The sequence below is a fragment of the Halioglobus sp. D3-4 genome (assembly GCF_055809315.1).
The window spans coordinates 317,136-343,223 of record NZ_CM147907.1; the positions used below are offsets into that span (position 1 = coordinate 317,136).

Genomic DNA, 26,088 nt, shown 5'->3' on the forward strand with positions numbered 1-26,088 from the left:
ATGCGGCTTGTTATTGGTGGTGCGACTGTGGATTTTTAGAGACAGTCGATTGTCAGGCGGGGTGCAAACCCGGTTCTGGAAACCACCGTTCAGCATTACCGCAATTTGAGTATCGAAGAGGCCTGCGTTCGACCATCAACGAGACACAAGAATAATTCTAGCGCGACCGTTGCAATGTACCTTCCTGCAGAATATGCTCAGTTCAGTACAGCAATACCCGAATGGTAGAGTAGAGTCGACTTATTTTCTAGTAGATTCCCCAGAATCTTCTGGTTTGCGATCTAGCGCACATAATCAATAGCCTATTGGTATGTATTTCTCTCATCTCAAAATATAGTGTGATGCTTGGTGCAGATGAGCATTCTCTGCCATCGAGTGTGGGTGTAACGTTCTTACAATAAAGGGGGTGTAGTCTGTGGAAGCCTTGAATCTGGCAAAGAAAGTGCTTGCGACCAATCTGCAGTTGGAACTGGATGAGCTGACAGAAGACACGGAGATTCTAGGCAACTATCCGCAGTTCAACTCGCTCACGATTGTCGGTGTTATCGGCTCGATCGAAGACGAACTGGATTGTGTTATCGACGATGAGGATATCACCACCGATATTTTCGCCACCGTTGGCGATCTGGCTGAGTTTATCGAGGGCCTCGACAGCTGACAGTGTGTCAGCGACTTCCGCATGTCATAGGGAGTGTCACCACCGCGCAGAAAATCGTGCGCTTGGCATCGCGGTTCCGCGAATCATCCCGCATGGAAAAGTGAAGTTACCATCTGTTCAGAGATAAACTGGAGTAAGCAATGAAGGCAAGGCGCGTGCGGTTGTTACATGACCTGGTCTACGCCACGGCGGAAGCAACCCCGGAGTCAACGGCGCTGCTTTTCAAAAAGGAGGCCCTGACGTTTGAGCAATTGGCCGCAGGGGTAGATCGCTTCTCTGAGAGTGTTTGTGGGCTCGGCTTAAACCCGGACGAGCGAGTGGCAATCTATCTTCCGAAACAGGTGGAGGTGGTAACCGGCGTGTTCGGGGCAGCCGCAGCGGGTGGCGTGGCAGTGCCGGTCAACCCCATGCTGAAGGCGCAGCAGGTTGCGCATATTCTGCGCGACTGTAATGTCCGCGTTCTGATCACGTCTGCGAGCCGCGCCAAGCAGCTTCAGGAAATCCTGCCCGAGTGTCCCGATCTTGAGTTTTTAGTACTGACAGGCAAGGTAAAAGAACCGCTGCAAATCCCCGCAATCAAAACGCTCACCTGGGAGGAATTGCACGATACACCGCCCGTCAAACCGCACCGGCGCATAGATTCAGATATGGCGGCCATTCTCTACACCTCGGGTAGCACGGGGTCACCCAAGGGGGTGGTGCTGTCGCACCTGAATATGGTTGCTGCCGCCGAGAGCTCGGCTGACTTTCTAGAGTTAACGGCCAGTGATCGCCTGTTGGCGGTGCTGCCACTCAGCTTTGACTATGGGCTCACACAGCTTACGACAGCCTATTATGTCGGCGCGTCAGTTGTATTGATGGACTACCTGCTGGCCAAGGAAGTAGTTGCGGCAGTGGATAAATTCGGGGTGACCGGCATCTCGGCTGTACCGCCTATCTGGAACCAGCTGGCGGTGCTGGAGTGGCCGGAAAGCGCGCGCAAAACGATGCGCTATATCACCACCTCTGGCGGTGCGGCCAGACGCTCCACGCTCGACAAACTGCGCACCAAGTTGCCCGACACTGTCATTTTCCAGATGTACGGGCTTACCGAGGCATTCAGGTCTTCCTACCTGCCGCCCGCCGAGATCGATCAGCGCCCCGGCAGTGTCGGCAAAGCACTACCCAATGTCGAACTGATGATTGTGCGTGAAGACGGCACGCGCTGCGCGCCGGATGAACCCGGCGAGCTGGTTCACAGGGGGTCGCTGGTTGCCAGGGGGTACTGGAATGATCCCGAGCGCACGGCGCAGCGTTTTCGCCCCGCACCGGGGCAACCGGCCGGTATTCCGCTGCCCGAGATTGCCGTGTGGTCGGGCGACCAGATGCGCATGGATGCCGACGGCTATCTCTATTTTGAAAGCCGAAAAGACGAAATGATCAAGACATCCGGGTACCGGGTCAGCCCTACGGAGGTAGAGGAAATCATCTTCGCCTCCGGGCTTGCCGCCGAAGCGGTGGCGCTGGGTGTCACGCACCCCGAACTGGGGCAGGCTATCGTCTTGCTGGTAGATCCCGCCAATGACGAGGTCGATGTCGAGGCGCTGCTCGCACTCTGCCGCAAGGAAATGCCCAGCTATATGGTGCCTGAGCATATTAAGCTGAGCAGCGATCTGCCGCGTAACCCGAACGGCAAAATAGATAGGGCGAAGCTGTCGGTGCAGTATAAAGCGCATTTTGAGACGGGCGACAGCTAGTTTGGTATAAGCGCGTAGCCAGTCAGTATCGGCACCTTCTGGGGTGTCTGTGCCGGCGATTGCTGATGCCCGGGCCACACCCGCTTCTGTGAAAGCTGCCGGTATATCAAGGTGGCACTTCGCCGCAAAATGTTATCCAATAATTCAATTCGTCCGAGATACGGTGGTATCCTGTCGTGCTCATGAGCAGTGATGCGCCCAATTTACAGTTTAGGAGTAGTTGAATGAGTATACCGGTATTTGTCAGCATCGACCCCAAATCGACGGCCACCTTCGATGGAAAGCCTGTCGAGGGCCGGTTCATGGGCGATGAAATCGGCATCACTGTAGATATTCAGGATGAAAGAGCCACATTGACGGAGCCTTTTAACAATGTGGAAGTCTCTATGGCGGCCATCGGGCTCAATGGCATCAACGTTATCGTCAACGGCGAGCAGGTACATGTAGTCGGTAATTACGAGCCAGACAATATCACCTTCCGAGCCTGTGCCGCACTCGGCGGTACTTTTGCCGTTTGCAACAGTGCTCGCCTGACCCGTGCCGGGGAGACCGTGCGCAGCTAGTACTGCGCAATTGCAGTCGTCGCGCGCAGGGATTGCCAGTGAGCCCCGTGCTTGCACTTCGATAAGGGAACTATCATGACCAGGACACACCTTCTGCTGGCCGCCTGTGCCGCGCTCACCTTAACCGGTTGCAAACTTGATGTGGTGGTTCCCCCGGGGGGAATGGTGGCGTCAGCGTCCGGCGCGCGCGACTGTGATGCGGCTCTTGAAGGCAAATACTGCACATTCGATCTCTCTGCCGTAACGCTTCCCTTCAGTGAAACCTTTACCGCCAGCGCAAAGCCCGGTTACCGGTTCGTGCAATGGAATAAAGGCGACGGGTTCAAATGCGGTGGCTCAACCGACCCTGTCTGTACGCTTGAAATTGAAGACAGCGCATATACCCGGGCAGCGCTGGCCGGGTTCAAAACCGTCTACCTGATGCCGGAGTTTGAGTATCTGGGCATCGATACCGATGGCGATGGCATTCTGGACCCGCATGATAACGATGATGACGATGACGGGCGCAATGATACGGAAGACAATTGTCCGTTGACCTGGCCGGACGAGGACGGTTTTGGCTGTCCGAATCCGTTGCCGAACTCCAACATTGCCGATGGTAAGGAATGGGCGCAGCCCATCGATTTCCTTAATCTCACCTGGGAGGATGTCCACGAGGTCTGCCCCCCTATACACGGCCTGCCGCTGTGCCGGGGGCAACTCAACGGTGTAGATTTGAGAGGGTGGAGATGGGCGACCTCGGCGGAGGTGGAGCCGTTTATTCGGTCATATGGGGGCGGTTGCAGTAATCTCGGCGATGTATTTACATTTGTAACGACTTTCGAGTTTGGTCCGATAATCTCAGGCTGGGTTTCCGACACCAGTACCCATAAATTCTTGACGACGGGCGACCAGCAACAGTTCGGCTGTTACATGGGTCTTGTTTCGGCGCAATTAGAGTCAGCATCGACTGGAAGCTGGTTCTACCGCCTCGTTCAGTAAACGGTATTCAACGCTCTGCTGACAGCCGGCCTGCGGGGGGTATCTGTTGGGAGCAATACCCAATGGTCGTCCCTGTACTGTATGTGCAGCTAACTCGGCGCAGGCTTTAGCAACACTTCGCCAGACTGCTGTTGTCGCCTCGACCTCCGTTGCAACTGCTGCCATCGTGTCTGCCCATTTCCCGGCCATGGGCAGAGGTGATTGCGATGTTCTGTTATGCTTTGCAGATATGCTTACCATAGGGTGCCGTGCCAAATGTTTGTCTGCTTTGGAATGACCGGATGTTCAAGCCCCTGAATATTGTATCGCTGCGCTGGGCACTGGTGCCACTCCTCGTGTGTCCTGTGCTTTCACTCTCGGCTATGGCTGACGACTCTTTTGTGTTCACGATTGGGTCGACTTCGGTCCCCGCCGGCTACACCGTAGCCAATGTCAATTCCTGGGACGAGTTCAAGCGCATCAAGCAGGGTGACAACCCGGAAGCTACCGATGTCGATAACGACACTGATACGGGTGCTGCATCGCTCGCCGAGCGCGTTCTCGCCGCCAGTAAAGCAGACAGTACGGCAGACAGTACGGCAGACAGTACGGCAGACAGTACGGCAGACAGTACGGCAGACAGTACGGCAGACAGTGGAGCAGGCAGTGGAGCAGGCAGTGGAGCAGGCAGTGGAGCAGGCAGTGAAGCAGGCAGTGAAGCAGATAGCCTGCCGCTGTCAGAGCCAGCGCCGGCCAAGGCTAAAGCCGCGGTGAAAAAACCGGCCCCCGCCACAAAAAATGTGCCCCTCCCCGCTGCGGGAAAGCTCGCTGCAAAACAGTCCTCGGCGACACCAGTGAAAGCGGTACCCGTTAAATCTACAGCAGCGCCCACCGCGAAAGTCGTGCCGCCGGCTGACATGAAGGGCACAGCCCTGGTTTACACCCGCCAGCCCTACAAATCCGCACCGATACCCGGTAACACCGCCGATTCCGAGGTGGCCAATTTCCAGTACGCAACCGATGTGCGCCGCATCAACGATCTGCTGGCCGAGGCGGACGTGGTGATTGATCCGCTCGATGGCAGTACACCGGAGGTGATCTTCGACTGCACCGGCAACGACGCGCTCAACTGTGTTGCACAGGAAGCGCGTGTCAGCCCCGATGGTAAAAAAATTGTGTACAGCGTGGGCTTTGCCGCGCCAGGCAAGAATGGGATTCTGCCGCAGTTTAACGGCCGCATTGAGCAACTCGCCCCACTGCTGTGTGCGCAACTTTACATCTACGATATTGAGACAAAAACCAATACCCCCATCGGCAATCACCCCGGCGGCGGCTGTGCCGAGAATTATGACAATGTGCCCAAGGCGATAGACCGACAGCCGGCCTGGCTGTCCAACACCGAACTCGTCTTCGTGTCCAATCGCGCTGGCAAGTGGCCCAATCGCGAGGGTGGGAACCAGCATCTGAAGTACTGCAACAATTTTCCATATTGCGTTTCCCAGACCTATCCCTACGGGCCGGCGGGCAAGGCGATGCAATTGTGGAAGATGAACATCGATGGCACCGAGGCCGTTAACTGGGGGCCGCAGGATCTCAACGCGCTGTCACCGGAGGTGATGGCCAACGGCGATGTGGTGTACTCCTGCTACAACGCACACGCCGACAAGGGGTTCTACCCCGGCCAGAATATACAGGTCGCGCTGCCCAACCTGATGTGGCTGTGCCGTGTGGATGGCAACGGCGCGGATATGACAGTGAAACTGCACGGCCACAAACAGAATATTCTCAAGACGAAAGGCTGGCTACCCACAGCGCCTACGATTGGAGGCGTAAGCAAAACCAAAGGCGGCTTGATAGGGTTTGAGGAAATCCGTGGATTGCGCTCAGTGGCAGAGATTTTCAAGAACAAGCTGGCGCTCACCACCTATTACCGTTCCAACCACAATGGCAGCAACGGCGCAGTGTACGCTTTTGACTACGGTCACCCGCATGTTGAAGGATGCAGCAAGGCATCCTGTATCCAATACCCCTATCTGCAACCGGCCAGCAATGCGCCCGGTAGCGGCACCTTTCTGCCATCGTCGTTCAAGTCACTGACTCCCTGGGGGCAATCAGGCGATGCCCAACCGGGTTTCGAGTACCGGGGCCACGGCCTACCGGATCGCTCATTCGGCAAGGCCGGTTATCCGGCGGCACTGGATGCCGATCACTTCCTGATCACGCATGCGAGGGGGCAGTGCTATGCCGTCGCGACAGGCGCGCAGGTAACGAAGAAGTGGCTGGGGGACGACTCGGTATGCCGTAGAACTATCATGCGAGTAAACGCACCGGCAGGCGCGACCAGCGAGCTTCCCACCACAACCAACCCATTTGACCCCGCGCAGATGACGCCGGTAGTGGATGATCCCAACTACCAGGTGTGGGACGCCAAGCCGATCAAAACCTATCAGGAACTCTTTGGACAACACGCACCCCACAGGCCAGAACCACTGACGCCGGGAAAATGTTATCTGCAAGTGGTAGATGCGCGTCAATCGGAACTCTATGCGCGGCCGGGCTCACACCCGCAGGCGGCTTCCACCCAGCGCTGTGCATGGCAGGGTTGCGCGGTGCAGCCGCAGACAGAGAACCCGAACTATTTTGCAAACAACATCAAGTATCTGTCCATCTCACTTCCCGAACTTTGGGATATCAGCTACAACGGCAATAGCGAACTGTACAAGATGACGATGAACACCCTGGGTTTTCGCGACATAAAGGGATACCAGAGGGTGCCGCTGCAAGCGGATGGCTCGGTGAAGATGGAAGTACCCTGCGATACGCCCCTGATGATGAGCGGTGAGAATGCCAATGGCGAGGTAATCGCCCACGACGATATGCTGCACTCCCTGCGCCCCGGTGAGACTAGAACCTGTCACGGCTGTCACGATGCCCACTCCGAGGAGCGCTTTGCCGAGCTCGGCGAGGTCCCGGCAGTTAAACGATTTGCCAGTACGCTCGCCGCGCAAACGACGCTAAAAGCGGGGACGCCCCACGATCTGCCGAAGTTCGCGCAAGTGCAACCCATTATCACGCGTTCCTGCGGCGGCTGTCATAGCGGCTTTGAAAACGATGAACTACTGTATTCGAGGGTTGTCTGGGACACGCAGCAGCGCGATTTCAAACCGTGGCTGCCTGTCGTCCCGGTAACGCCGGGCGTGCGTGATAACTCCCTGTGGCGGCCGCTCACCAGCCGCTTCGTCTCCAAGTTTGCGCTGGAATCACCGCTGTACTGGTACGCCAACAACAAGCGTATGGACGGTAGGACCAATGACACGTTCAACTGGGATATCGATTACAAAACAGGGCATCCCGATACCGGGATTTCGAAAGAGGAGAGGGTGATACTCAAGGACTGGCTCGATCATGGGGCGCCTTACCAGTAGTGCGGCGTCAGCTCTGTGCGGCTCGGCACTCCAGAGGTATTGCCAGCGGCATGTCCTCTTTCAATAAGATCTGCAGGAAAAAGGTGTCGGGAATCATATCGCGCACCGCATGACGGGCCAGGCACGCCGTCCTTTCTTCAGCGATGCTGGGCTGGGCCACTCTGGCCCCTTCGAGCTTGGAGACCTGAATAAGGTAATCCCCGTAGCAAAGCAACTGGTCGAGTTCCTGTTCTGAGAGTCGATATGTATCGCGCTCGATCAGACGGCCGAGTTCAGCGACTGCAGCAGCCAGCTTCGCCTCGACAGGATTTTTGAGTCGCAGTGCCGCAAGTACCAGTTTGTTCAGAATGCCCATGTCAGCCCACTTTGTCTCTTGGGGATATTAGCTATAGCTATCATGGTACAGGGGCAAAGCAAAACTCTTTTTGGCTAAAAGCGCCATTCTTATGGCCTAAGACGACAGTTGTGCGTGTTGTTTCACCTTTTTGCGGCGGAAGTGACTGCGTTGACCTAAGGAATCTGACCCTTTGCCTGACTCCCTGCCTCCCTGCCCCCAGCGTTGTGCTAACCTGTGAGTAAGCGATTTTGCAGGGAGGTTTAAATTGAGGCGTTTCGCGAATAATCTACCTGTGCAGTGTCGCTGTATTCTCACGCTATTACTCTTCTATGCCAGTGTCGCGAGAGTCATGGCGTACTCCCCCGATCCCTCACTGACGACTGACGAGATCATTGCGTCGGCTGATGTGGTATTGAAGCGCATTTCCGTTAATAACGTTCAGGCAGCAAAGGAGGTCGATACGATATTCCTGGCAGCCAACCGTCTCGTAGAGGAGGGTGAGCCAGAGAAGTCCCTCCGCTACTTCGAGGCAGGGCTGCAGTTGTCTCCCTGGGACATGGCCCAGCAGATGAATTATGCCGATGCCCTGAACGTATTGGACGAACCGCAGCGCGCGGCTGGCGTGGCACGCTTGGTTGCGCAAACGACGGAGACGGCCAGCCTTTTGCATCGATCCCAAAAACTTGCGGGAATTCCAACCCCGAATAGCGTTGCGCTGCTCCCGGAAGGGGCTTTCGAGCACCCCGTGATCGTTCTGGTGCGCGTTGGCGATGTAGCGCAGTGGATTCTGCAGCAGGCGGGCCAACGCTTGCAGGACACCCTGGGAACTCCTGTGTATGTACTGGAAGAGGTAGTACAACTGCCGCCCTATCATCGCAGCTATTTCCAACGTTGGTCCGAACAACTCAAAGACAATATTGTGTGGGATCATCCGTATATTAAGTGGCAGATGCGGGACCTATCGATTGCATCGCGCGAAACCGCAACACTCGATGAAACCCTGGAGTTGCTGGCCCGAATCAGTGTTGCGCAAGGTGAGGATGACCCACGTGCGTCCTTCCCTGAACTCAAGCAGCAGGTACAAGCGCAGGACCAGCAGTGGGATGCAAAGCAGTTGTGGGGGGCTGTCCAGCAGATTGCGCAGGAACGGGAGAACGCTATTTTTCTCGGTATCACGCAGGCCGATATTTATACGGACGATAATAACTTCGTCTTTGGGCTGGCCGACATAGGCGCCGGCTACGCGATAGTCTCAACGCGACGTTTTGAAGCGCAGTTTAACGGTGAACGAGAAAATCAGCAGCGCTTTCTCGACAGGCTCCACAAGCAGCTTTTGTCATCGGTTGGGTTTGCTTTTGGCATTGCGCGGCCAACTGATCCGAGGTCTGCGCGATCCTATCCCAACGGGTTGGCAGACCATGACCTGAAAGGCACCTGGTTATCGCGGGAAGATCTTGAAGCCTTTGAGGAAGTGCTGGGGTACAAGCTGCCACAGGGGACTTGGGACGCCTCAACGGTACATTGGTGAACTGAAGAAGGCATCAAGTGGGTAGGTTCAAGGGGTGGTTTCTTGTTGCGTATGGTCTGAGTGTAATTCAGCAAAGCCTTTAGGTGTCGGACTCTTGTAGATCAATCTAACGTGCAGTTGTGATCAATGCACCTGACGTTCTATTTAGCTATTGTGTGACTATGGCAAAGTTTTGAGGGGCCAATACTCAGGTGAGCGAGTTTGTTCTGTCACTAGTCGCAAGGCGGATGTGCGAAGGTTCCGAAAAGTTTTTTGTGCTAGCCGCGAGCGATACGAATAGCCTGAGCGTTCTGCTGGACTAGATCTTTATATCGAGATTTAGAAACGAGGATATACAAAAAACTGAATATATAACGTGATGGTACCGGAGGCCGGACTTGAACCGGCACGCTATCGCTAGCATCGGATTTTGAATCCGACGTGTCTACCAATTTCACCACTCCGGCATTGAGAGGTAGGTGAGGGCTGAAAGGCCTCCCCCTGGAGAGCGCGGGATTATAGCAATCGGCGGGGAAACTTCAATATTTATCCTTAACTCCCGGCGACTTTGCGGGTACACTGCCGCCCGGTTCGATTCTGAACCAATAATCTGAGTTTCGCCCCAGTGGGCGAGTGATCTGAGTATCCCGGGAGAAAAGAGCATGGGCATGAAGTTAGTCAAGAAGACAGCCGAGTACAGCATCTACCAGCGCGGTGATGAGCGGTATGCGGTGAAAGACGCCAACAAAAAGGCGGTAAACGGTGATGAGAAAGTACGCATCCTGGTAGAAGAGGAACTGCTTAAAGTCGCTGTGCCCGCTGAAAAGCCGGTAGTTGAAGAAGCGGCTGAAGAAGCGCCTGAAGCCGAAGCGTCTGAAGAGGCTCCGGCAGAAGAAGCTGCAGCTGAAGAAGCGGCAGAAGAAGACAAGTAAGCTTTTCAGCTTATGCAAGAGAGCCGGCCACGCGCCGGCTTTTTTATCGATGAAACGCAGTGATTTTAATTACCAATTGCCCCCGGAACTGATCGCCCAGCACCCGCTGGCCGAGCGCAGTGCGAGCAGGCTGTTGGTGCTGGACGGCCCCAGCGGGGCGGTCAGCCACCATCAGTTCAGCGAACTGCTGGATTATCTCAACCCCGACGATCTGCTGGTGTTCAACGACACCCGAGTGATTCCCGCCCGGCTCTGGGGGCGCAAGGCCACCGGTGGCAATGTGGAGATACTGCTGGAGCGCCTCACGGGCCCAGACACCGCGCTGGCACATATTCGTTCCAGCAAGTCGCCCAAGGCGGGCGCATTGTTGCACCTGAGCCGTGAACCGAGGAGTGAGCCCGGCGAGCACCGCTTGCAGGTCACGGGCCGCGAGGGCGAGTTGTTCTGCATCGCCTCGCAGGAGGGGCATACACTGGCGGATATCTTGCAGGATATCGGCCATATGCCGCTGCCGCCCTATATCGAGCGCGGCGATCAGGCCGAGGATGAAGAGCGCTACCAAACAGTGTATGCAAAGCGCGAAGGCGCGGTGGCCGCCCCCACGGCGGGCCTGCATTTTACCGAGGCACTGCTGGCGCAGATCGATGCCCGCGGAATCCGCCGGGCAACGGTTACCCTGCATGTCGGTGCCGGAACGTTTCAGCCGGTGCGCGCCGATGACATTGAAGATCACCTGATGCACAAAGAGTATTTCGAGGTGGATGAAAGCGTGTGCGAGGCGGTGCGTGAGACGCGCGCGCGCGGCGGGCGGGTGATTGCGGTGGGGACTACTGCGGTGCGCTGTCTGGAATCGGCCAGCCGTGCCACCGGGTCGATAGAACCGCTGCGCGGCGATACCGATATCTTCATCTATCCCGGATACACTTTCTGCAGTGTGGACGCGATGCTGACCAATTTTCACCTGCCGGAGTCGACGCTGCTGATGCTGGTGAGTGCCTTTGCCGGTCGGGCGCCTATAATGGCGGCCTACGCGCAGGCAATTGATGAGAAGTACCGCTTTTTCAGCTACGGCGATGCGATGTTTATCACCGCCAGGGCACCAGCACAGGGCACCGTATGAGCCAACCATGTGATATGCAGTTCGAACAGCTCGGCAGCGATGGCCAGGCCCGTCGCGGCCGCCTGACATTCCCGCGCGGCTCGGTGGAAACCCCGGCGTTTATGCCGGTGGGCACCTATGGCACGGTGAAGGGCATGCTGCCGCGCGATATTCGCGCCACCGGTGCAGAGATTCTGCTCGGCAATACGTTTCACCTGTGGCTGCGCCCCGGCACGGACATCATTGAGCAGCACGGCGATCTGCATGATTTTATGGGCTGGGATGGCCCCATCCTCACCGATTCCGGCGGCTTTCAGGTGTTCAGCCTGGGGGCGATGCGCAAGATCTCGGAAGAGGGGGTGAAGTTCCAGTCGCCGGTGGATGGTGCCAAAGTCTTTCTCGACCCGGAAACTTCCATGCGCATCCAGAAGAGCCTGGGTTCGGATATCGTGATGATCTTCGACGAATGCACGCCGTACCCGGCGACCGAGAGCGAGGCCCGCGAATCCATGGCGCTGTCACTGCGCTGGGCACAGCGCAGTAAGGCCGCGCATGCAGGCAACTCCGCTGCGCTGTTCGGCATTGTGCAGGGCGGCATGTACCCGGCGCTGCGCAGGGAGTCGCTGGCCGGCCTTGAGGAGATCGGTTTCGATGGCTATGCCGTCGGTGGCCTGTCGGTGGGCGAGCCCAAGGACGATATGCTAAACGTACTCGAAACACTGGCGCCCGTGCTGCCGCAGGATAAACCGCGCTACCTGATGGGCGTGGGCACACCGGCTGATCTACTGGAGGGGGTGCGCCGCGGTATCGATATGTTCGATTGCGTGATGCCCACGCGCAATGCCCGCAACGGCAACCTGTTCACATCGCGTGGCGCGCTCAAGCTGCGCAATGCACGCCACAAAACAAGCACGCTGCCGCTCGATGAAGACTGCGATTGCTACACCTGCCAGAACTTCAGCCGCGCCTATTTGCACCACCTGGACAAATGCAATGAGATACTGGGGTCGCAGCTCAACACCATTCACAACCTGCATTTTTATCAGCAGCACATGGCAGCGATACGCAGCGCCATCGAAGCCGGGCGCCTGGAGCAGTTTGCCGGCGAGTTCTACGAACAACAGGCGAGGGGCGTGTAATGTATAAACTCTGCTTCTATGTACCGGAGTCTCATCTGGAGGTGGTTAAGGCCGCAGTGTTCGCTGCCGGTGCCGCCAGAATCGGCGACTACGACAGTTGCTGCTGGCAGGTACTGGGGCAGGGCCAGTTTCGTCCGCTGGACGGCAGCAAGCCGTACCTTGGCCAGCAGGGTAAGCTTGAAGTAGTGCCGGAATACCGCGTGGAAATGGTTTGTGAGAAGCGCTTTGTACGCGCGGCCGTCGCGGCGCTGATCGAGGCGCACCCGTTTGAAACACCGGCGTGGGATGTGGTCGAGATGGTCACCGAGTTGCCCGAGGGATGACAGCCTCCGTCCTCCAGCGTATCGATGCAGGCCTGCCGCTACACGAGCGCAAGTGGCCGCGCCCGATGGAAGAGGGGCAGTGGCCGCAGGCGGCCGTGCTGGTTGCGCTCACCACTGAACAGGCACCACGCGTACTGCTAGGGCGTCGCGCGATGCACCTGAACAACCATCCGGGGGAAATCGCCTTTGCCGGCGGCAAGCGTGAACAGTCGGATGTGTCGCCGTGGGAGACAGCCCAGCGCGAGGCGATGGAGGAGGTGGGCCTGCCCGCTGACATTATCAACCCGCTGGGCGAGTTTGAGCCGCTGATCACGCGCACCGGTTTTGAGGTATACCCCTGCATAGCCGGCATACCGGCTGATCCCACCCTGGTGGTGGACACGGGCGAATTTGACAGTGTGTTCTTTGCCCCGCTGGCGGCATTCGCCGATGCCGGCATCTACCGGCTGGAAACGATGTCCGACGGCAGGGTCAAACGAAAAGTCCCGCATTATCAGTTGGGCGACGACAATGTGTGGGGTGTAACCGCAGCGATACTGGTGATGTTGGCCAATGTCGCCTACGATGCGGGTCTGGATTTACAGCGTAATTGGGAGCAAGCACCGTGAAATACAGTTTAGGTGATAAACGCGTCACACTGGTGGGCAGTGGGCATTACATCGCTCCGAATGCCATCCTCATCGGGGATGTCACCCTGCAGGAAAACGCCAGCGTATGGTTCGGCTGCGTCCTGCGCGGCGATGCGGATCATATCGAAATCGGGCCGGGCAGCAATGTGCAGGATGGCACGGTTATGCACGCAGATCCGGGTTTTCCGCTGACCTTGGGCGCCGATGTCACCGTCGGGCACAACGCGATGTTGCACGGCTGTACGATTGGCGACGGTTCGCTGGTCGGTATAAACGCCGTCGTGCTCAATGGTGCGAAAGTGGGCAAGGGCTGCCTGATTGGCGCTAATGCGCTGGTAACAGAGGGCATGGAGGTGCCGGACGGCGCAATGGTGCTGGGTTCTCCCGGCAAGATCAAAACGCAACTGTCAGAAGAGCAGCAACAGGGCCTGAAACTCAGCGCCGCGCACTATGTGCAGAACGGTCAGCGTTACACCGAACACCTTCAGGAGCAGGAATGAGTGAGGTCAGCCCCAAATCGCCGTGCATCTCTGTCTGTGTGCTGGATGACGACGACATCTGCATGGGGTGTTACCGCTCCGCGGTTGAGATCACCGATTGGGCGATGAGTTCGGATGAGCAGAAGCGGGAGATTTTGCAGAAAGCGCGCGAGCGCCTGCAGGGGAGTTCCACGATCCGGCTGAGCTAAATAGCGCCGCGCGCAGCTCTACACAGCCAGTTGCGCGCGGGCCGATTGCACCACATTGCCTTCCAAAGCGAGTATTTCCAGCCGGTAGCCGCCAATACTCAGCCCCGCATAGGCATCGGGGAATGATTCCAGATGTTCCAGCATCAGGCCGCTCAGGGTCTTGGGGCCATCCGTGGGCAGATCCCAGTTCAGCGACTTGTTGATATCGCGAATATTGGTGGTGCCATCGATGATGTAACTGCCGTCGCGCTGCAGGAAGATACTCTCGGTCATCTCTGCCATATTGGAGGTGAACTCGCCCACGATCTCTTCAAGTATGTCCTCCAGCGCCACTACGCCCATCACTTCGCCGTATTCGTCGACGACCACAGCCAGCGGTGATTTTTTCTTCTGGAAGTTCAGCAGTTGGGTGTGCAGCGGCGTGATCTCGGGAATGAAATAAGGCTTTTGCATTTCGCGTTCCAGCGCCACGCGATCGAGGCCGTCCCGGTGGATCACGCGGCTGATGTCGCGCATGTGCAGCACGCCGACAATGTTGTTGATGTCATCGCGCCATACCGGCAGGCGGGTGTGCGTGCTGGACTGGATTTTCTGCAGAATCTCCTCGTCGCTGTCATCGAGATCAATGCCGTATACCTCGTTGCGCGGTACCATAATGTCATCGACCGATACGTGTTCCAGATCCAGAATATTCAGTAGCAGTTCCCGGTGTCTGGCGGGAATCAGCTTGCCGGCGTCAGTCACGATAGTGCGCAGTTCCTCAGCGGAGACGTGTGCATCACCCTGTTTTTCAGGGTCTACACCAAACACGCGCAACATGCCGTTGGTGATGAAATTGACCATCGCCACCAGTGGATACATGATTTTCATCAGCGGTAGCAGTATCAGGCTGGACGGAAATGCGACGCGTTCCGGGTGCAGCGCGGCGATAGTTTTTGGCGTGATCTCGCTGAAGATCAAAATCACCAGCGTCAGGAAACCGGTGGCGATATACACACCTGCATCGCCCCACAGGCGAATAGCAATGATGGTGGCGATGGCCGAGGCAAAGATGTTCACCAGGTTGTTGCCGATCAGGATCAGGCCGATAAGGCGGTCCGGCCGGGCCAGCAGTTTGCCAGCGCGTATCGCGCCCTTGTGATGTTGCTTCTGCAGATGCTTCAACCGATAACGGTTGAGCGTCATCATGCCAGTTTCAGAACTGGAGAAGAATCCGGAGAGGAAGATCAGTGCAACGAGAATGGAAAAGAGTAATCCCAGCGGTGCTTCGTTCAAAGCGGGTTTAGACCTCGTAGTTGAAAGCGGTTTCCATCTTGAAGAAAAAGCGGGGTTGGGGCAAGCCCTGCCAGCGGGTTTGTGCAGTGCATCAAACTGCGCCTAGGTGCGGTGCAGAATCAGTTCCAGCACCAGTTTGGAGCCGAAAAATGCCAGCATCAACATGACAAAACCCGCCAGTGTGAAACGCACCGCAGTTTTGCTGCGCCAGCCCAGTTGATAGTGCCCCCATAGCAGTGTGGCAAACAGCACCCAGGCGACGATGGACAACACGGTTTTATGCACCAGGCTCTGGGCGAAAAAATCGTCGACGAACACTACGCCCGATACGATGGCGATGGAGAGCAGGGCGACGCCGATCCAGAGCAGCTCAAACAACATGCCCTCCATTAACTGCAGCGGCGGTAGTATCTGGATGATGCCGCGCGTTTGGCGGTGCTTGAGCTGGTGGTCCTGCAGGGCCAGCACGGCCGCCTGAATGGCTGCCAAGGTGAGCACCGCATAGGCCAGAATGGAACTGCTGATGTGCAATATCATGCCGCTGCTGAGGTGGCTGAGAATCGGCGCAGTATCGGGTGCGAAGGTGGACACCAGCACCGCCAGCGCAGACAGCGGGAACAGTGCCAGCAGCAAGTTTTGCAGCGGCCTTCTTGTCAGCGAGGTGATACAGGCGAGATTGATCACCAGGAAAAGCAGCGCGGCGATCTTGAAAAAGCCCAGATCGACACCCGTGTCAGGAAATGCCGTCTTCCAGACAATGACCGCGTGCAACAGCAAGGCGGCCAGGCCCAGCATCAGCACGCTGCGATTGATCTGCTTGCGATTCTGCGAGAGGTGCAATAATTGCAGGCCGGTCGCGGCCATATACAGCAGTGCGCAGAGCGGGGCGAGTAAAGTGATAGACATCTCTTTGGACCGGGGGCCGGTGTAAAGTATACTGCGCCCTTTGTACCGACTTGTTACCGCAGAATCAATAGTGACACCCCTCGCGCACGGTTTGTTGCATATGCACTGCGCCGGTAACGGTGACACAGGAGAGAGGCACCATGTTTGAGAGTTTAAGTGATCGATTGTCCCACAGCCTGCGCAGCATTACCGGCAAGGCGCGGTTAACCGAGGACAATATCCAGGACACTATGCGCGAAGTGCGTATGGCGCTGCTGGAGGCCGATGTCGCGCTGCCGGTGGTCAAGGATTTCGTGGAGTCGGTGAAGCAGCGTGCGCTGGGTCAGGACGTGATGAAGAGCCTCAGCCCGGGCCAGGCCTTCCTGAAGATCGTACAGGCAGAACTGGAAGCGGTGATGGGCACCGCCAACGAGGGGCTGAACCTCGCTGCGACGCCGCCGGCCGTGATCATGATGGCAGGCCTGCAGGGTGCAGGTAAAACCACCACCGTTGCCAAGCTGGCCAAATTGCTGAAGGAGCGTGACAAGAAGAAGGTAACTGTCGTCAGCGCCGACGTCTACCGCCCCGCCGCGATCAAACAGTTAGAGACGCTGGCCACTGAAGTGGGTGTGGATTTCTTCGCCAGCAACATTGAACAAAAGCCGGTCGATATTGTGGAGGCTGCGCTGGCGCATGCACGGATCAAGTTCAGCGACGTACTGATTGTCGATACAGCGGGTCGCCTCGCCGTCGATGAGGAAATGATGGCCGAGATCGCCGAGCTGCATAAGGCGGTCAAGCCGGTGGAAACGCTGTTCGTGGTCGATGCCATGACGGGCCAGGACGCCGCCAATACCGCCAAGGCCTTCGGTGAAGCCCTCCCTCTGACGGGTGTGGTACTGACCAAGGTAGATGCCGATACCCGTGGCGGTGCCGCGCTGTCGGTGCGCTCGGTAACAGGCAAGCCGATCAAATTCCTCGGCGTCGGCGAGAAGACTACCGCGCTGGACCCGTTCCACCCAGACCGTCTGGCCTCGCGCATACTGGGTATGGGCGATGTGCTGTCGCTGATCGAAGAGGTCGAGCAGAAGGTCGACAAGAAAAAGGCCGCGAAACTTGCGCGCAAGGTGAAAAAGGGCAAGAAATTCGATCTGGAGGATTTTCGCGACCAACTGCAGCAGATGAACAATATGGGCGGCATGGCGGGCATGCTGGATAAATTGCCCGGCATGGGCAATATGGCCCAAATGGCCCAACAGAACCTCGACACCAAAATGTTCACGCAGATGGAGGTGATGATCAACTCCATGACCCCGAAGGAACGCCGCAACCCCGAGCTTATCCAGGGTGGCCGCAAGCGCCGCATCACCAAGGGCTCGGGCACGCAGGTGCAGGATCTCAACCGCCTGCTGAAGCAGCACAAGCAGATGCAGAAGATGATGAAGAAGATGAAAGGCGGCGGCATGGAGAAAATGATGCGCGGCCTCGGCGGGATGATGCCCGGCGGTGGTGCTGGCGGCCAGGGTGGTCCCGGTGGAGGCTTTCCGTTCCGCTGATCGCCGGGCGACTGATCCGGTTAAAAAACTTGGCGTGCGGGGTTTAAACTCAGGCGCATTTTCCGTATGATACGCCACCTTTCCGGCTTGCCAGCCGGTTTTTGTCGTGGGCGTTGATGTTAGATCGCAGCAAATCCCCACTCATTTTTAGGATATTACGTCAAATGGTAACAATTCGTCTTGCTCGTGGTGGCGCCAAGAAGCGCCCCTTTTACCACCTCACGGTGACTGATAGCCGCAAATCACGTAACGGTCGCTTTATCGAGCGTGTCGGCTTCTTCAACCCGACCGCACGCGGCCAGGAAGAGCGTCTGCGCATCGATACAGATCGCGTTGAATACTGGCGTGGCCAGGGCGCGCAGGTGTCTGAGCGTGTTTCCCGGTTGTTGAAGGATGTCGCTGAAGCGGCTTGATTGATCGAATCCGGCTTGCGGGACGGAATCGATGAGTGAAGTTCACGGTGCGAAGATGCTGGTAATCGCTAAGATAACCGGCTGCTTTGGCATTAAAGGCTGGGTGAAAATTCACCCCTATACCGAACAGCCGGAGAGTTTCCAAAAGTTCGGAGCCTGGCAACTGAAGCGCCGTGGCACGTATGAGGCCGTAGAGTTTGATGCGGTCAATACGAAAGGTAAGGGGCTGGTAGCCCATATCCGGGGTGTGGATGATCGCACCCAGGCAGAGCAGTACCGAGGGCTCGAGATAGCGGTGCCGGCCGAAGCGCTGCCACCACTGCCCCAGGGCGATTATTACTGGCGCGATCTGCAGGGTTTGCAGGTGTGGTGCCAGGATGCTGAGAAGGACGGAAAAGAGAAGGTGTTGCTCGGCAAGGTCGACTACCTGATCGATACCGGCGCCAACGACGTGTTGGTGGTGAAAGCCTGCGAAGGCAGCATTGATGAGCGGGAGCGCTTAATCCCGTATTTGCCCGACGAGACAGTGACCCGGGTAGATCTGGAAGAGGCAGTGATAGAGGTCGACTGGTTCGTCGACGAGGAATGAGGCGCTCGAAATGCGCATAGCGCTGGTGAGCCTGTTTCCAGAAATGTTTGCCGCCGTTGGCGAACACGGTGTTACCGGCAGGGCTGTGAAGCAGGGACAGGTGAGTTTGACCTGCTGCAACCCCAGGGATTATACCGTCGACAAGCACAGGACGGTGGACGACAGACCCTACGGCGGTGGCCCGGGAATGTTGATGAAGATAGACCCTTTGCAGCAGGCGATAGCCGCTGCGAGGGAGGCAGCAGGGCACAGTGCCCGGGTGATTTACCTGTCACCGCAGGGTCGGCCCTTCCATCACGAGAAAGCGATGGAGCTGGCGCAACTGGAGGGTTTTGTACTGGTTGCGGGTCGCTATGAAGGCGTCGATGAGCGCCTGATAGAGGCCGAGGTGGACGAAGAACTGTCCATCGGGGATTATGTATTGAGCGGCGGCGAACTGGCTGCCATGGTGGTCATCGATGCGGTGACGCGCCAATTGCCCGGTGTGCTGGGGCATGAGTCTTCTGCGGAAGAGGATTCATTTGTGGCAGGGCTGCTGGATTGCCCGCACTATACCCGGCCCGAGACGTATCAGGGTGTGAGCGTACCGGACGTGTTACTCAGCGGGAATCACGAAGAGATTCGCCGCTGGCGCCTGAAGCAGGCACTGGGAAGAACGTCAGAGCGTCGCCCCGACCTGTTGCAGAACAGGGCCATGACGGCTGAAGAAGAGACATTGCTGGCGGAATATATCCGCGAGCGGGAAACATCAACAAAACGCTAGCTGTGAAGCTGCACCGTTTTTATATCAGGAGTACCACATGAGCACTAACAAGATCATATCCGAGCTGAATGCGGAGCAGATGGGCAAGGAACTCCCCGAGTTCAGCCCCGGCGATACCGTGGTTGTTCAGGTGCGAGTAAAAGAAGGTACTCGCGAGCGTCTGCAGGCCTTTGAAGGCGTTTGCATTGGCAAGCGTAACCGCGGCCTCAACTCTGCATTCACCGTACGCAAAATGTCTCACGGTGTTGGCGTAGAGCGTACCTTCCAGACTTACAGCCCACTGGTTGAGAGCATTGCCGTCAAGCGTCGCGGCGATGTGCGCCAGGCCAAGCTCTACTACCTGCGTGATCTGAGCGGTCGCGCAGCCCGTATCAAGGAAAAGCTGTAGTCACAGCCGTTTCTTATACCAGCATTCAAAAGCGGCCCGTGTGGCCGCTTTTTTGTGTATATGGATAATGTCTATAGCCGAGTGATGTGGAAGGTGTAGCGCGGGACTCCGCAGCGGGCCTCGTGCATCTCGGCCCGCATCTGCGATGAGTCTGCACGTGTACTGCGGCGTTGCAATTACCCGTGCTAAACGTTCTGGGCGTATCCTGCCATTTGAATACCATTAGCTTTATACTTTCCAGGCTTTCCGTTGAGTCGAGCCCACATATGAAGTCATGTAGTTCCCCCCTTGCAATGATCACGGTTGTCATACTCTTATTGCTCGCGGCATGCAGTGACAGTAATAGCAATAGCACTGGAGTGTCCGCACCTGAGCGTTCAGAGTCTCCGGACGATGCACTTGGCCGATTCGGCGCCGTACTGGATGCTTCGTCCTTTGAGGGAGCGCCGATTGCACTGCCGGTAGAGGCCTTCCTGCAGCCACCGAACCCGCCAGTGCTGCCGTCGAGTGTGATGCTCACTAATCTGCCGCCGGTGGGAATGCAGGGGACAGCGCAACACCTAGGCGCTCCTGGCTCCTGTGAAGCGTGGTCATTTGGCTATGGTCTGGGGTCTTACACCGCAGCACAGTTACCCGCTGGTGGCGTGCGTTGGAGCCCGGCGCAGACGTCGTATCAGGTCAGTCCCGCGTGGCTGTACATGTGGCAGTTGGGAGGTGCATGTCCGGGCGACACTGAAGCGCTGCCCTATCTATCTCGCCTGGTTTCCCATGGGGCGCCGAGTATGAGCGACGTTGCGTACGAGCCTAATTGTCAGTACCTGCAGAGTATCAATCTATCAACGCCTCATTCCGATCACAGCAACTTTATGATAGGAAGCTACGCGACACTGAAGCTCGACCCGAATTCGACCACCCAGGTCGATCAGATCAAGCAGTATCTTGCGAATAATCAAGTTGTCGCTTTCACCGGCCTGGTGCTCCAGGATTATGCCAAGGGTCCAGCGCTGACAAACGGCGTCATCTATGGTGATGCAGTCACTCCCAACAGTGGCCACGGGCAGATTCTTGTCGGATACGACGATACTCTGGGTGATCCGAACAACCCTGGCGCGTTCCTGGTACAAAACTCGTTTGGAACGGATTGGCCGCCCAGCACTGGAGCCGGTTCCAGCCCAGCGCCACCGGGAATGATCTGGTGGTCGTATGATACTTTCATGACCACCCAGAAATACGCGGCGATTGCCTATCCGCGGAGCACGGCAACCCCGAGCGGGACTCTGCTGACTGGCTCAAGTGGCGCACCGGTGGCGTCAATTGTCCGAGCCTGGCAGTGGTCGGCCTCGTCCTCAGCTGACACGACACTGCTGCTCTCCCACGCTTTCGCAGAGCCTGTGTTGCTGGATACGGTCATGCTGACCGGGCCAGATTCCAACGCGGTGACGATTAGTGTGGCCTATGGGGAACATATCAGTACGGGTACCAGCTACATTCAGCGCTCGGACTCGATGCAGTTCCTCAGCGGAGATTGGTCGATACAGCTTGCGGGGAGTCTCGTGGACGGTACCGCTGTGACCTACTCGGGTTCGATTTCGGTAGGCGAGGCCAGCCCGCAGTCCCTGCCTGCGGCAGCAGTGGCGACGGATACCCCGTTGGTTGGGTCATCGGGTGCCGCAGCGACCATCACAGCGCCCTAGCTTAGCCCTCCATGCCAGGGTTGGGGGTGCCCGAGGCGGGCATTTCCGTCGACAATTCATGTTAGAGTCCAGTGATGTCAGCTAACCTCGCAGCAAACGCCGACCTCGAACGTTATATCGATGCACTCTGGATGGAAAAGGGCTTGAGCGATAATACGCTGTCTGCCTATCGCCGCGATCTCACGCAATTCAATGAGTGGTTACAGCGCTCAGAAGGATGCTCCATTATTGAGGCAGACCGCTCCAGTTTGCAGTCCTATCTCGGCGCTCGATTGCAGCAGGGCATGTCACCCCGCTCTTCAGCGCGGTTTTTGTCCTGCGTGCGTGGATTCTTCCACTATCTGCTGCGCGAAGGAATGGTCGATGTTGATCCCACACTTGAGGTGGAAAGCCCGCGGCTGGGGCGCCCTCTGCCCAAGGCGCTGAGCGAGGCGGAAGTCGACCGGCTGCTGATGGCGCCTGATACTGAGATAGCGCTGGAAATGCGCGATCGCACCATGCTGGAATTGCTTTACGCCTGCGGGCTGCGGGTCAGTGAACTCACCAGTATGCAGATCGGCCAATTGAGTATGAACCAGGGCGTGGTGCGCGTGTTCGGCAAGGGCAGTAAGGAGCGCCTGGTGCCGGTGGGCGAGGAGGCATTGGGCTGGCTGCACCGGTATCTGGCCGGTGCGCGCACTGAATTGCTCAAGGGGATACCGTCTGATGTGCTTTTTCCCAGCCGCCGCGGCACGCAAATGACTCGCCAGACGTTCTGGTATCGTATTAAAATCTATGCGCAGCGCGCGGAGATCAAAAAGCATTTGTCGCCCCATACGCTGCGCCACGCATTTGCGACGCATTTGCTTAATCACGGCGCTGATTTGCGCGTGGTGCAGATGCTGCTGGGTCACAGTGATCTGTCGACCACTCAGATCTATACACATATCGCCCAACAGCGTATGCAGGAATTGCACGAGAAACATCATCCGCGCGGGTGAGGAACTAAAGGGTCAAATCCGGCTCCAATGAGCTGTGATTTGACAAAGCCGGTGGGTTTGGCCCACAACGACAGAGGATACAAGATGAGTTACCGAGTATTGAAAGCCGCATTGCTGGGAATGTGCGCACTGGCGGCCCAGTTCACCATGGCCGGTGAGCCGCTCGATAAGGCCCAATTGCAGAAACTGAGCGCGGCGATGGAGGCACCCGGTACCGGTTTGAAGGTCGTTTCCGCCCAGACCAGTGAAATCCCCGGGTTGTATGAAGTGGAGCTTTCCGACGGCCCGCTGGTGTATGCGACCCTGAACGGTGACTTTTTCATTGTCGGCGATCTGTATTCAGTGACGCCCGAGGGTTACGTCAATCTCGCCGAAAAACGCCGCGACGGTGAGCGTAAAGAGGCCCTGGCGAAAGTCAAAACGGAAGATATGATTATCTTCTCGCCGGAGGGTGAGACACGCGCCCATGTCTCAGTGTTCTTCGATGATACCTGTTACTACTGTCAGAAACTCCATCAGGAAGTGCCGGCGCTGAACGAAAATGGTGTAGAAGTGCGCTATCTGGCGTATCCGCGCGCTGGTGTCGGTTCCGATGCCTTCAAGCAGCTGGCCAGTGCCTGGTGTGCCGAGAATCCACAGGAGACGCTGAACAAACTGGTCGCCAAGGCGTCGGTGCCAGAGAATATCTGTGATGGCAACCCGATTGCGGCGCAGTATCAGTTGGGACAGCAACTTGGGGTGCGCGGCACGCCGGCGATCATCACACAATCCGGTGAAATGATCCCCGGCTACCGCACAGCGGCCGAACTGATCAGCGATCTAGGACTGAACTGATACAGTGCGCCATCGGCGCCTGGAATACCGCCAATAGTGCCTATGTGCCCCCACACTGCGTTGACAGTGTGGGGCTGACTCAGTACTGTTTGCTCCCTTTTTTTGAATCGCGGCGCAAGCGCCTGCGTACCCTGTAGAGTTGGATTATCGTGGACGATCAATTTCGGCGTATTGAGCGCCTGCCGCCTTACGTTTTTAATATTATCGGTGACCTGAAGAAGAAAGCCCGGGCTGCAGGCGAGGACATCATCGATTTCGGTATGGGCAATCCGGATCAGCCCACGCCCGACCATATTGTCGACAAACTGGTCGAAACCGCCCGTCGCGGCGATACGCACGGCTATTCCCAATCGATTGGTATTCCGCGTCTGCGCAAGGCGATTTGCGACTGGTACCAGCGGCGCTTTGATGTGACGCTGGATCCGGCATCCGAGGCCATTGTAACGCTGGGCTCGAAGGAGGGTCTCGCCCACCTCGCACTGGCCACTACCGGCCCGGGTGACGCCATACTGGTGCCCAATCCCTCCTACCCGATTCACCCCTATGGCTTTGTGATTTCCGGTGCGGATATTCGCCATGTGCCGATGGGCGAGAACGAGGAAGAATTCTTCGCGGAATTGGAAAAGGGGATTCATACCAGCTGGCCGCGCCCCAAGATGCTGGTGCTGAACTTTCCGTCCAATCCCACGGCGCAGTGCGTGGAGCTGGAGTTCTACGAGCGCATCATCAAGATAGCGCGCGAGCACTCCATCTGGGTAGTACAGGATCTGGCTTACGCAGACCTCTGTTACGACGGCTATGTCGCGCCCTCCATTCTGCAGGTTGAGGGTGCGAGAGAAGTGGCAGTGGAATTTTTCAGCATGTCCAAGAGCTACAACATGCCGGGCTGGCGTGTTGGTTTCTGTGTCGGCAACAGCGTGTTGATCGCGGCGCTGGCGCGTATGAAATCCTATCTGGACTACGGTATGTTCACGCCCATTCAAGTGGCCGCTATTGCCGCGCTGGAGGGTGACCAGACCTGCGTGGCGGAAATCCGGGATATGTACCAGTCGCGCCGGGATGTGCTGTGCAATGGCCTCAATGCGATTGGCTGGCCGGTGACGCGTCCCAAAGCCACGATGTTCGTCTGGGCCAGAATACCGGAGCCCTACCGCGAGATGGGCTCAGTGGAATTCAGTAAGAAACTGCTGACCGAAGCGCAGGTCGCCGTCTCACCGGGTATCGGCTTTGGCGAATACGGTGAGGGCTATGTGCGTTTCGGCCTGATTGAAAATGAGCACCGCACTCGTCAGGCCATTCGCAATATCAAGCGCATGATCAAGAACGACGGTTTCGCGCCGGCGTAGCATCCCCTTAACACGAGATAGCAGGAACGAGTTTGAAACCAGTAAAGATAGGCATTTGCGGATTGGGTACCGTCGGCAGCGGTACCATAGCGGTATTGCGCGAGAACGCCGAAGTGATCGCCGCGCGGGCACACGCCAGCCTGCAGGTTGTGCATGTGGGCGCGCGCCGTGATAACCCCGCCTGTGATGTATCGGATTTGCGGGTCAGCCGCGATATTTTTGAGGTCGCCCGCGATCCTGAAGTGGAAATCCTGGTCGAGTTGATCGGCGGTACCACCACGGCTCGCGAACTGGTCGAGATGGCGATACGCGCTGGCAAGCACGTTGTCACCGCGAACAAGGCATTGATTGCCGAGTTCGGTAACGAGATTTTTGCGCTGGCGGACGAGCACGGTGTGGAAGTGCGCTACGAGGCCGCTATCGCCGGTGGCATTCCCATCGTCAAGGCATTGCGCGAGGGGCTGGCGGGCAATCGCATCGAATGGCTGGCGGGTATTATCAACGGTACGGGCAATTTTATCCTGACCGAAATGCGCGACAAGGGTCGGGAGTTTTCCGATGTGCTGGCAGAGGCGCAGGCGCTTGGGTATGCCGAGGCGGACCCGACGTTTGATGTCGAGGGCATCGACGCCGCTCACAAACTGGTTATTCTTGCCTCGCTGGCCTTCGGCATGCCGCTAAAATTTGACGACGTCTATACCGAAGGCATTACTCAGCTGACTACGCAGGATGTGGGCTACGCGCAGGAACTGGGCTATATCATCAAACACCTGGGCATCGCCAAGCAGAATGGCGGTGGTGTGGAATTGCGGGTGCATCCGACGTTGATACCCGACAACCTGCTGCTCGCCGATGTCGATGGCGTAAAGAACGCGATCCTGGTGGAAGGCAACGCTGTAGGGCCCACACTGTATTATGGCGCTGGCGCCGGTGCACTGCCGACAGCCTCGGCGGTAGTGGCGGACCTGGTTGATCTGGCGCGCGATTTCGGCGTCGGGCAGAGCGGGCGGGTGCCTGCACTGGCCGTTGCTCACAGCAGTTTGCGCGATCTGCCAGTGGTTCCGATGGCGCAGGTCGAAACGCCGTGGTATTTGCGCATGGAGGCCGAGGACAAGCCGGGTGTGCTGTCGCGGGTGGCCAGTATTTTCAGTGAGCAGGGTATCAGCATAGAGGCGCTGATTCAGAAAGCACCGGCACAGGGGCAGACACTGGTGCCGCTTATCGTGCTGACCAACAAGGCGTTGCAGGGCAGTGTGGATACAGCGGTAGAGTTGATAGAGGCGCTGGACACCATCAATGGCCAAGTGGTGCGTATTCGTGTGGAACCGCTGGACGGTTAGTCGCAAGCGTAAAGAGACGGGAGTGAGAG

At 57.4% G+C, this 26,088-nt stretch carries 26 protein-coding genes and 1 tRNA gene; 23 read left to right on the forward strand and 4 right to left on the reverse strand.

What is annotated here, in order from left to right:
• Positions 1 to 415 precede the first annotated feature (415 nt).
• The 5 genes from AC0L6S_RS01365 to AC0L6S_RS01385 all read left to right on the forward strand — a co-directional run bounded on the left by AC0L6S_RS01365 (position 416) and on the right by AC0L6S_RS01385 (position 7,342).
• Positions 416 to 658 carry an acyl carrier protein gene (locus AC0L6S_RS01365; RefSeq protein WP_473426627.1) on the forward strand — a complete coding sequence of 81 codons (243 nt, stop codon included), beginning with the start codon at positions 416 to 418 and terminating at the stop codon, positions 656 to 658.
• A gap of 140 nt (positions 659 to 798) precedes the next feature.
• Positions 799 to 2,394: an acyl-CoA ligase (AMP-forming), exosortase A system-associated gene (locus AC0L6S_RS01370; protein ID WP_473426628.1), complete on the forward strand. Its 1,596-nt coding sequence runs from the start codon at positions 799 to 801 to the stop codon at positions 2,392 to 2,394.
• A 224-nt stretch (positions 2,395 to 2,618) separates the two neighbouring features.
• On the forward strand, positions 2,619 to 2,957 hold the full coding sequence (locus AC0L6S_RS01375) for a hypothetical protein (RefSeq protein WP_473426629.1): 339 nt from the start codon (positions 2,619 to 2,621) through the stop codon (positions 2,955 to 2,957).
• A 75-nt stretch (positions 2,958 to 3,032) separates the two neighbouring features.
• Complete coding sequence (locus tag AC0L6S_RS01380) at positions 3,033 to 3,938, forward strand: hypothetical protein (RefSeq protein WP_473426630.1); 906 nt, start codon at positions 3,033 to 3,035, stop codon at positions 3,936 to 3,938.
• A gap of 281 nt (positions 3,939 to 4,219) precedes the next feature.
• Complete coding sequence (locus tag AC0L6S_RS01385) at positions 4,220 to 7,342, forward strand: HzsA-related protein (RefSeq protein WP_473426631.1); 3,123 nt, start codon at positions 4,220 to 4,222, stop codon at positions 7,340 to 7,342.
• A 7-nt stretch (positions 7,343 to 7,349) separates the two neighbouring features.
• On the opposite strand, the gene AC0L6S_RS01390 is transcribed toward AC0L6S_RS01385, so the two are convergent.
• A complete protein-coding gene (locus tag AC0L6S_RS01390; protein WP_473426632.1) occupies positions 7,350 to 7,697 on the reverse strand; it encodes a hypothetical protein in 348 nt (115 codons plus the stop codon).
• A gap of 247 nt (positions 7,698 to 7,944) precedes the next feature.
• Here AC0L6S_RS01390 and AC0L6S_RS01395 point away from each other — a divergent pair, with 247 nt between their 5' ends.
• The gene (locus AC0L6S_RS01395; RefSeq protein ID WP_473426633.1) at positions 7,945 to 9,207 is read left to right on the forward strand and encodes a hypothetical protein; all 1,263 of its coding nucleotides are present in this window, start codon (positions 7,945 to 7,947) and stop codon (positions 9,205 to 9,207) included.
• Positions 9,208 to 9,566: 359 nt separating this feature from the next.
• Here the strand turns inward: AC0L6S_RS01395 and AC0L6S_RS01400 are convergent.
• Positions 9,567 to 9,653 (reverse strand) — tRNA-Leu (locus AC0L6S_RS01400).
• Between the two features lie 201 nt (positions 9,654 to 9,854).
• Here AC0L6S_RS01400 and AC0L6S_RS01405 point away from each other — a divergent pair.
• Genes AC0L6S_RS01405 through AC0L6S_RS01435 form a run of 7 tightly spaced genes read left to right on the forward strand, consistent with a single transcriptional unit; the run spans position 9,855 to position 13,996 of the window.
• Positions 9,855 to 10,118 carry a hypothetical protein gene (locus tag AC0L6S_RS01405; RefSeq protein ID WP_473426634.1) on the forward strand — a complete coding sequence of 88 codons (264 nt, stop codon included), beginning with the start codon at positions 9,855 to 9,857 and terminating at the stop codon, positions 10,116 to 10,118.
• A gap of 49 nt (positions 10,119 to 10,167) precedes the next feature.
• Complete coding sequence (gene queA / locus AC0L6S_RS01410) at positions 10,168 to 11,238, forward strand: tRNA preQ1(34) S-adenosylmethionine ribosyltransferase-isomerase QueA (RefSeq protein WP_473426635.1); 1,071 nt, start codon at positions 10,168 to 10,170, stop codon at positions 11,236 to 11,238.
• Positions 11,239 to 11,252: 14 nt separating this feature from the next.
• Positions 11,253 to 12,356 (forward strand): tRNA guanosine(34) transglycosylase Tgt, encoded by a 1,104-nt coding sequence (tgt, locus tag AC0L6S_RS01415; protein ID WP_473428533.1) that lies wholly within the window; start codon positions 11,253 to 11,255, stop codon positions 12,354 to 12,356.
• Positions 12,356 to 12,679 carry a YqfO family protein gene (locus AC0L6S_RS01420; protein ID WP_473426636.1) on the forward strand — a complete coding sequence of 108 codons (324 nt, stop codon included), beginning with the start codon at positions 12,356 to 12,358 and terminating at the stop codon, positions 12,677 to 12,679. Before tgt ends, AC0L6S_RS01420 begins: the two co-directional genes overlap by 1 nt.
• On the forward strand, positions 12,676 to 13,287 hold the full coding sequence (locus AC0L6S_RS01425; RefSeq protein ID WP_473426637.1) for an NUDIX hydrolase: 612 nt from the start codon (positions 12,676 to 12,678) through the stop codon (positions 13,285 to 13,287). The genes AC0L6S_RS01420 and AC0L6S_RS01425 overlap by 4 nt, the downstream gene beginning before the upstream one ends.
• Complete coding sequence (locus AC0L6S_RS01430; RefSeq protein ID WP_473426638.1) at positions 13,284 to 13,808, forward strand: gamma carbonic anhydrase family protein; 525 nt, start codon at positions 13,284 to 13,286, stop codon at positions 13,806 to 13,808. The genes AC0L6S_RS01425 and AC0L6S_RS01430 overlap by 4 nt, the downstream gene beginning before the upstream one ends.
• Positions 13,805 to 13,996, forward strand: a complete 192-nt coding sequence (locus AC0L6S_RS01435; RefSeq protein ID WP_473426639.1) for a DUF1289 domain-containing protein — start codon at positions 13,805 to 13,807, stop codon at positions 13,994 to 13,996. The genes AC0L6S_RS01430 and AC0L6S_RS01435 overlap by 4 nt, the downstream gene beginning before the upstream one ends.
• An 18-nt stretch (positions 13,997 to 14,014) precedes the next feature.
• On the opposite strand, the gene AC0L6S_RS01440 is transcribed toward AC0L6S_RS01435, so the two are convergent.
• Both AC0L6S_RS01440 and AC0L6S_RS01445 read right to left on the reverse strand, forming a co-directional pair.
• Complete coding sequence (locus tag AC0L6S_RS01440) at positions 14,015 to 15,271, reverse strand: HlyC/CorC family transporter (RefSeq protein ID WP_473426640.1); 1,257 nt, start codon at positions 15,269 to 15,271, stop codon at positions 14,015 to 14,017.
• 102 nt (positions 15,272 to 15,373) lie between these two features.
• Positions 15,374 to 16,177 (reverse strand): cytochrome C assembly family protein, encoded by an 804-nt coding sequence (locus AC0L6S_RS01445; RefSeq protein WP_473426641.1) that lies wholly within the window; start codon positions 16,175 to 16,177, stop codon positions 15,374 to 15,376.
• A gap of 140 nt (positions 16,178 to 16,317) precedes the next feature.
• On the opposite strand from AC0L6S_RS01445, the gene ffh reads away from it, so the two are divergent.
• The 10 genes from ffh (at position 16,318) to AC0L6S_RS01495 (ending at position 26,059) form a co-directional block, all read left to right on the forward strand.
• On the forward strand, positions 16,318 to 17,712 hold the full coding sequence (ffh, locus tag AC0L6S_RS01450; protein WP_473426642.1) for a signal recognition particle protein: 1,395 nt from the start codon (positions 16,318 to 16,320) through the stop codon (positions 17,710 to 17,712).
• A 164-nt stretch (positions 17,713 to 17,876) separates the two neighbouring features.
• A complete protein-coding gene (rpsP, locus tag AC0L6S_RS01455) occupies positions 17,877 to 18,125 on the forward strand; it encodes a 30S ribosomal protein S16 (protein WP_473426643.1) in 249 nt (82 codons plus the stop codon).
• Positions 18,126 to 18,156: 31 nt separating this feature from the next.
• Positions 18,157 to 18,714, forward strand: a complete 558-nt coding sequence (gene rimM, locus AC0L6S_RS01460; protein WP_473426644.1) for a ribosome maturation factor RimM — start codon at positions 18,157 to 18,159, stop codon at positions 18,712 to 18,714.
• Positions 18,715 to 18,724: 10 nt separating this feature from the next.
• Positions 18,725 to 19,477, forward strand: a complete 753-nt coding sequence (gene trmD / locus AC0L6S_RS01465) for a tRNA (guanosine(37)-N1)-methyltransferase TrmD (protein ID WP_473426645.1) — start codon at positions 18,725 to 18,727, stop codon at positions 19,475 to 19,477.
• 37 nt (positions 19,478 to 19,514) lie between these two features.
• Entirely contained in the window at positions 19,515 to 19,865 is a 351-nt protein-coding gene (rplS, locus tag AC0L6S_RS01470) for a 50S ribosomal protein L19 (protein WP_473426646.1), read from the forward strand.
• A 359-nt stretch (positions 19,866 to 20,224) separates the two neighbouring features.
• Positions 20,225 to 21,559 carry a hypothetical protein gene (locus AC0L6S_RS01475; RefSeq protein WP_473426647.1) on the forward strand — a complete coding sequence of 445 codons (1,335 nt, stop codon included), beginning with the start codon at positions 20,225 to 20,227 and terminating at the stop codon, positions 21,557 to 21,559.
• A 74-nt stretch (positions 21,560 to 21,633) separates the two neighbouring features.
• Entirely contained in the window at positions 21,634 to 22,539 is a 906-nt protein-coding gene (gene xerD / locus AC0L6S_RS01480; protein ID WP_473426648.1) for a site-specific tyrosine recombinase XerD, read from the forward strand.
• An 84-nt stretch (positions 22,540 to 22,623) separates the two neighbouring features.
• Positions 22,624 to 23,373, forward strand: coding sequence for a DsbC family protein (locus AC0L6S_RS01485; protein WP_473426649.1), 750 nt, complete (start codon positions 22,624 to 22,626; stop codon positions 23,371 to 23,373).
• A gap of 149 nt (positions 23,374 to 23,522) precedes the next feature.
• Positions 23,523 to 24,719 (forward strand): alanine transaminase, encoded by a 1,197-nt coding sequence (gene alaC, locus AC0L6S_RS01490; RefSeq protein ID WP_473426650.1) that lies wholly within the window; start codon positions 23,523 to 23,525, stop codon positions 24,717 to 24,719.
• 32 nt (positions 24,720 to 24,751) lie between these two features.
• Positions 24,752 to 26,059: a homoserine dehydrogenase gene (locus AC0L6S_RS01495; protein ID WP_473426651.1), complete on the forward strand. Its 1,308-nt coding sequence runs from the start codon at positions 24,752 to 24,754 to the stop codon at positions 26,057 to 26,059.
• The last annotated feature ends 29 nt before the right edge of the window (positions 26,060 to 26,088 follow it).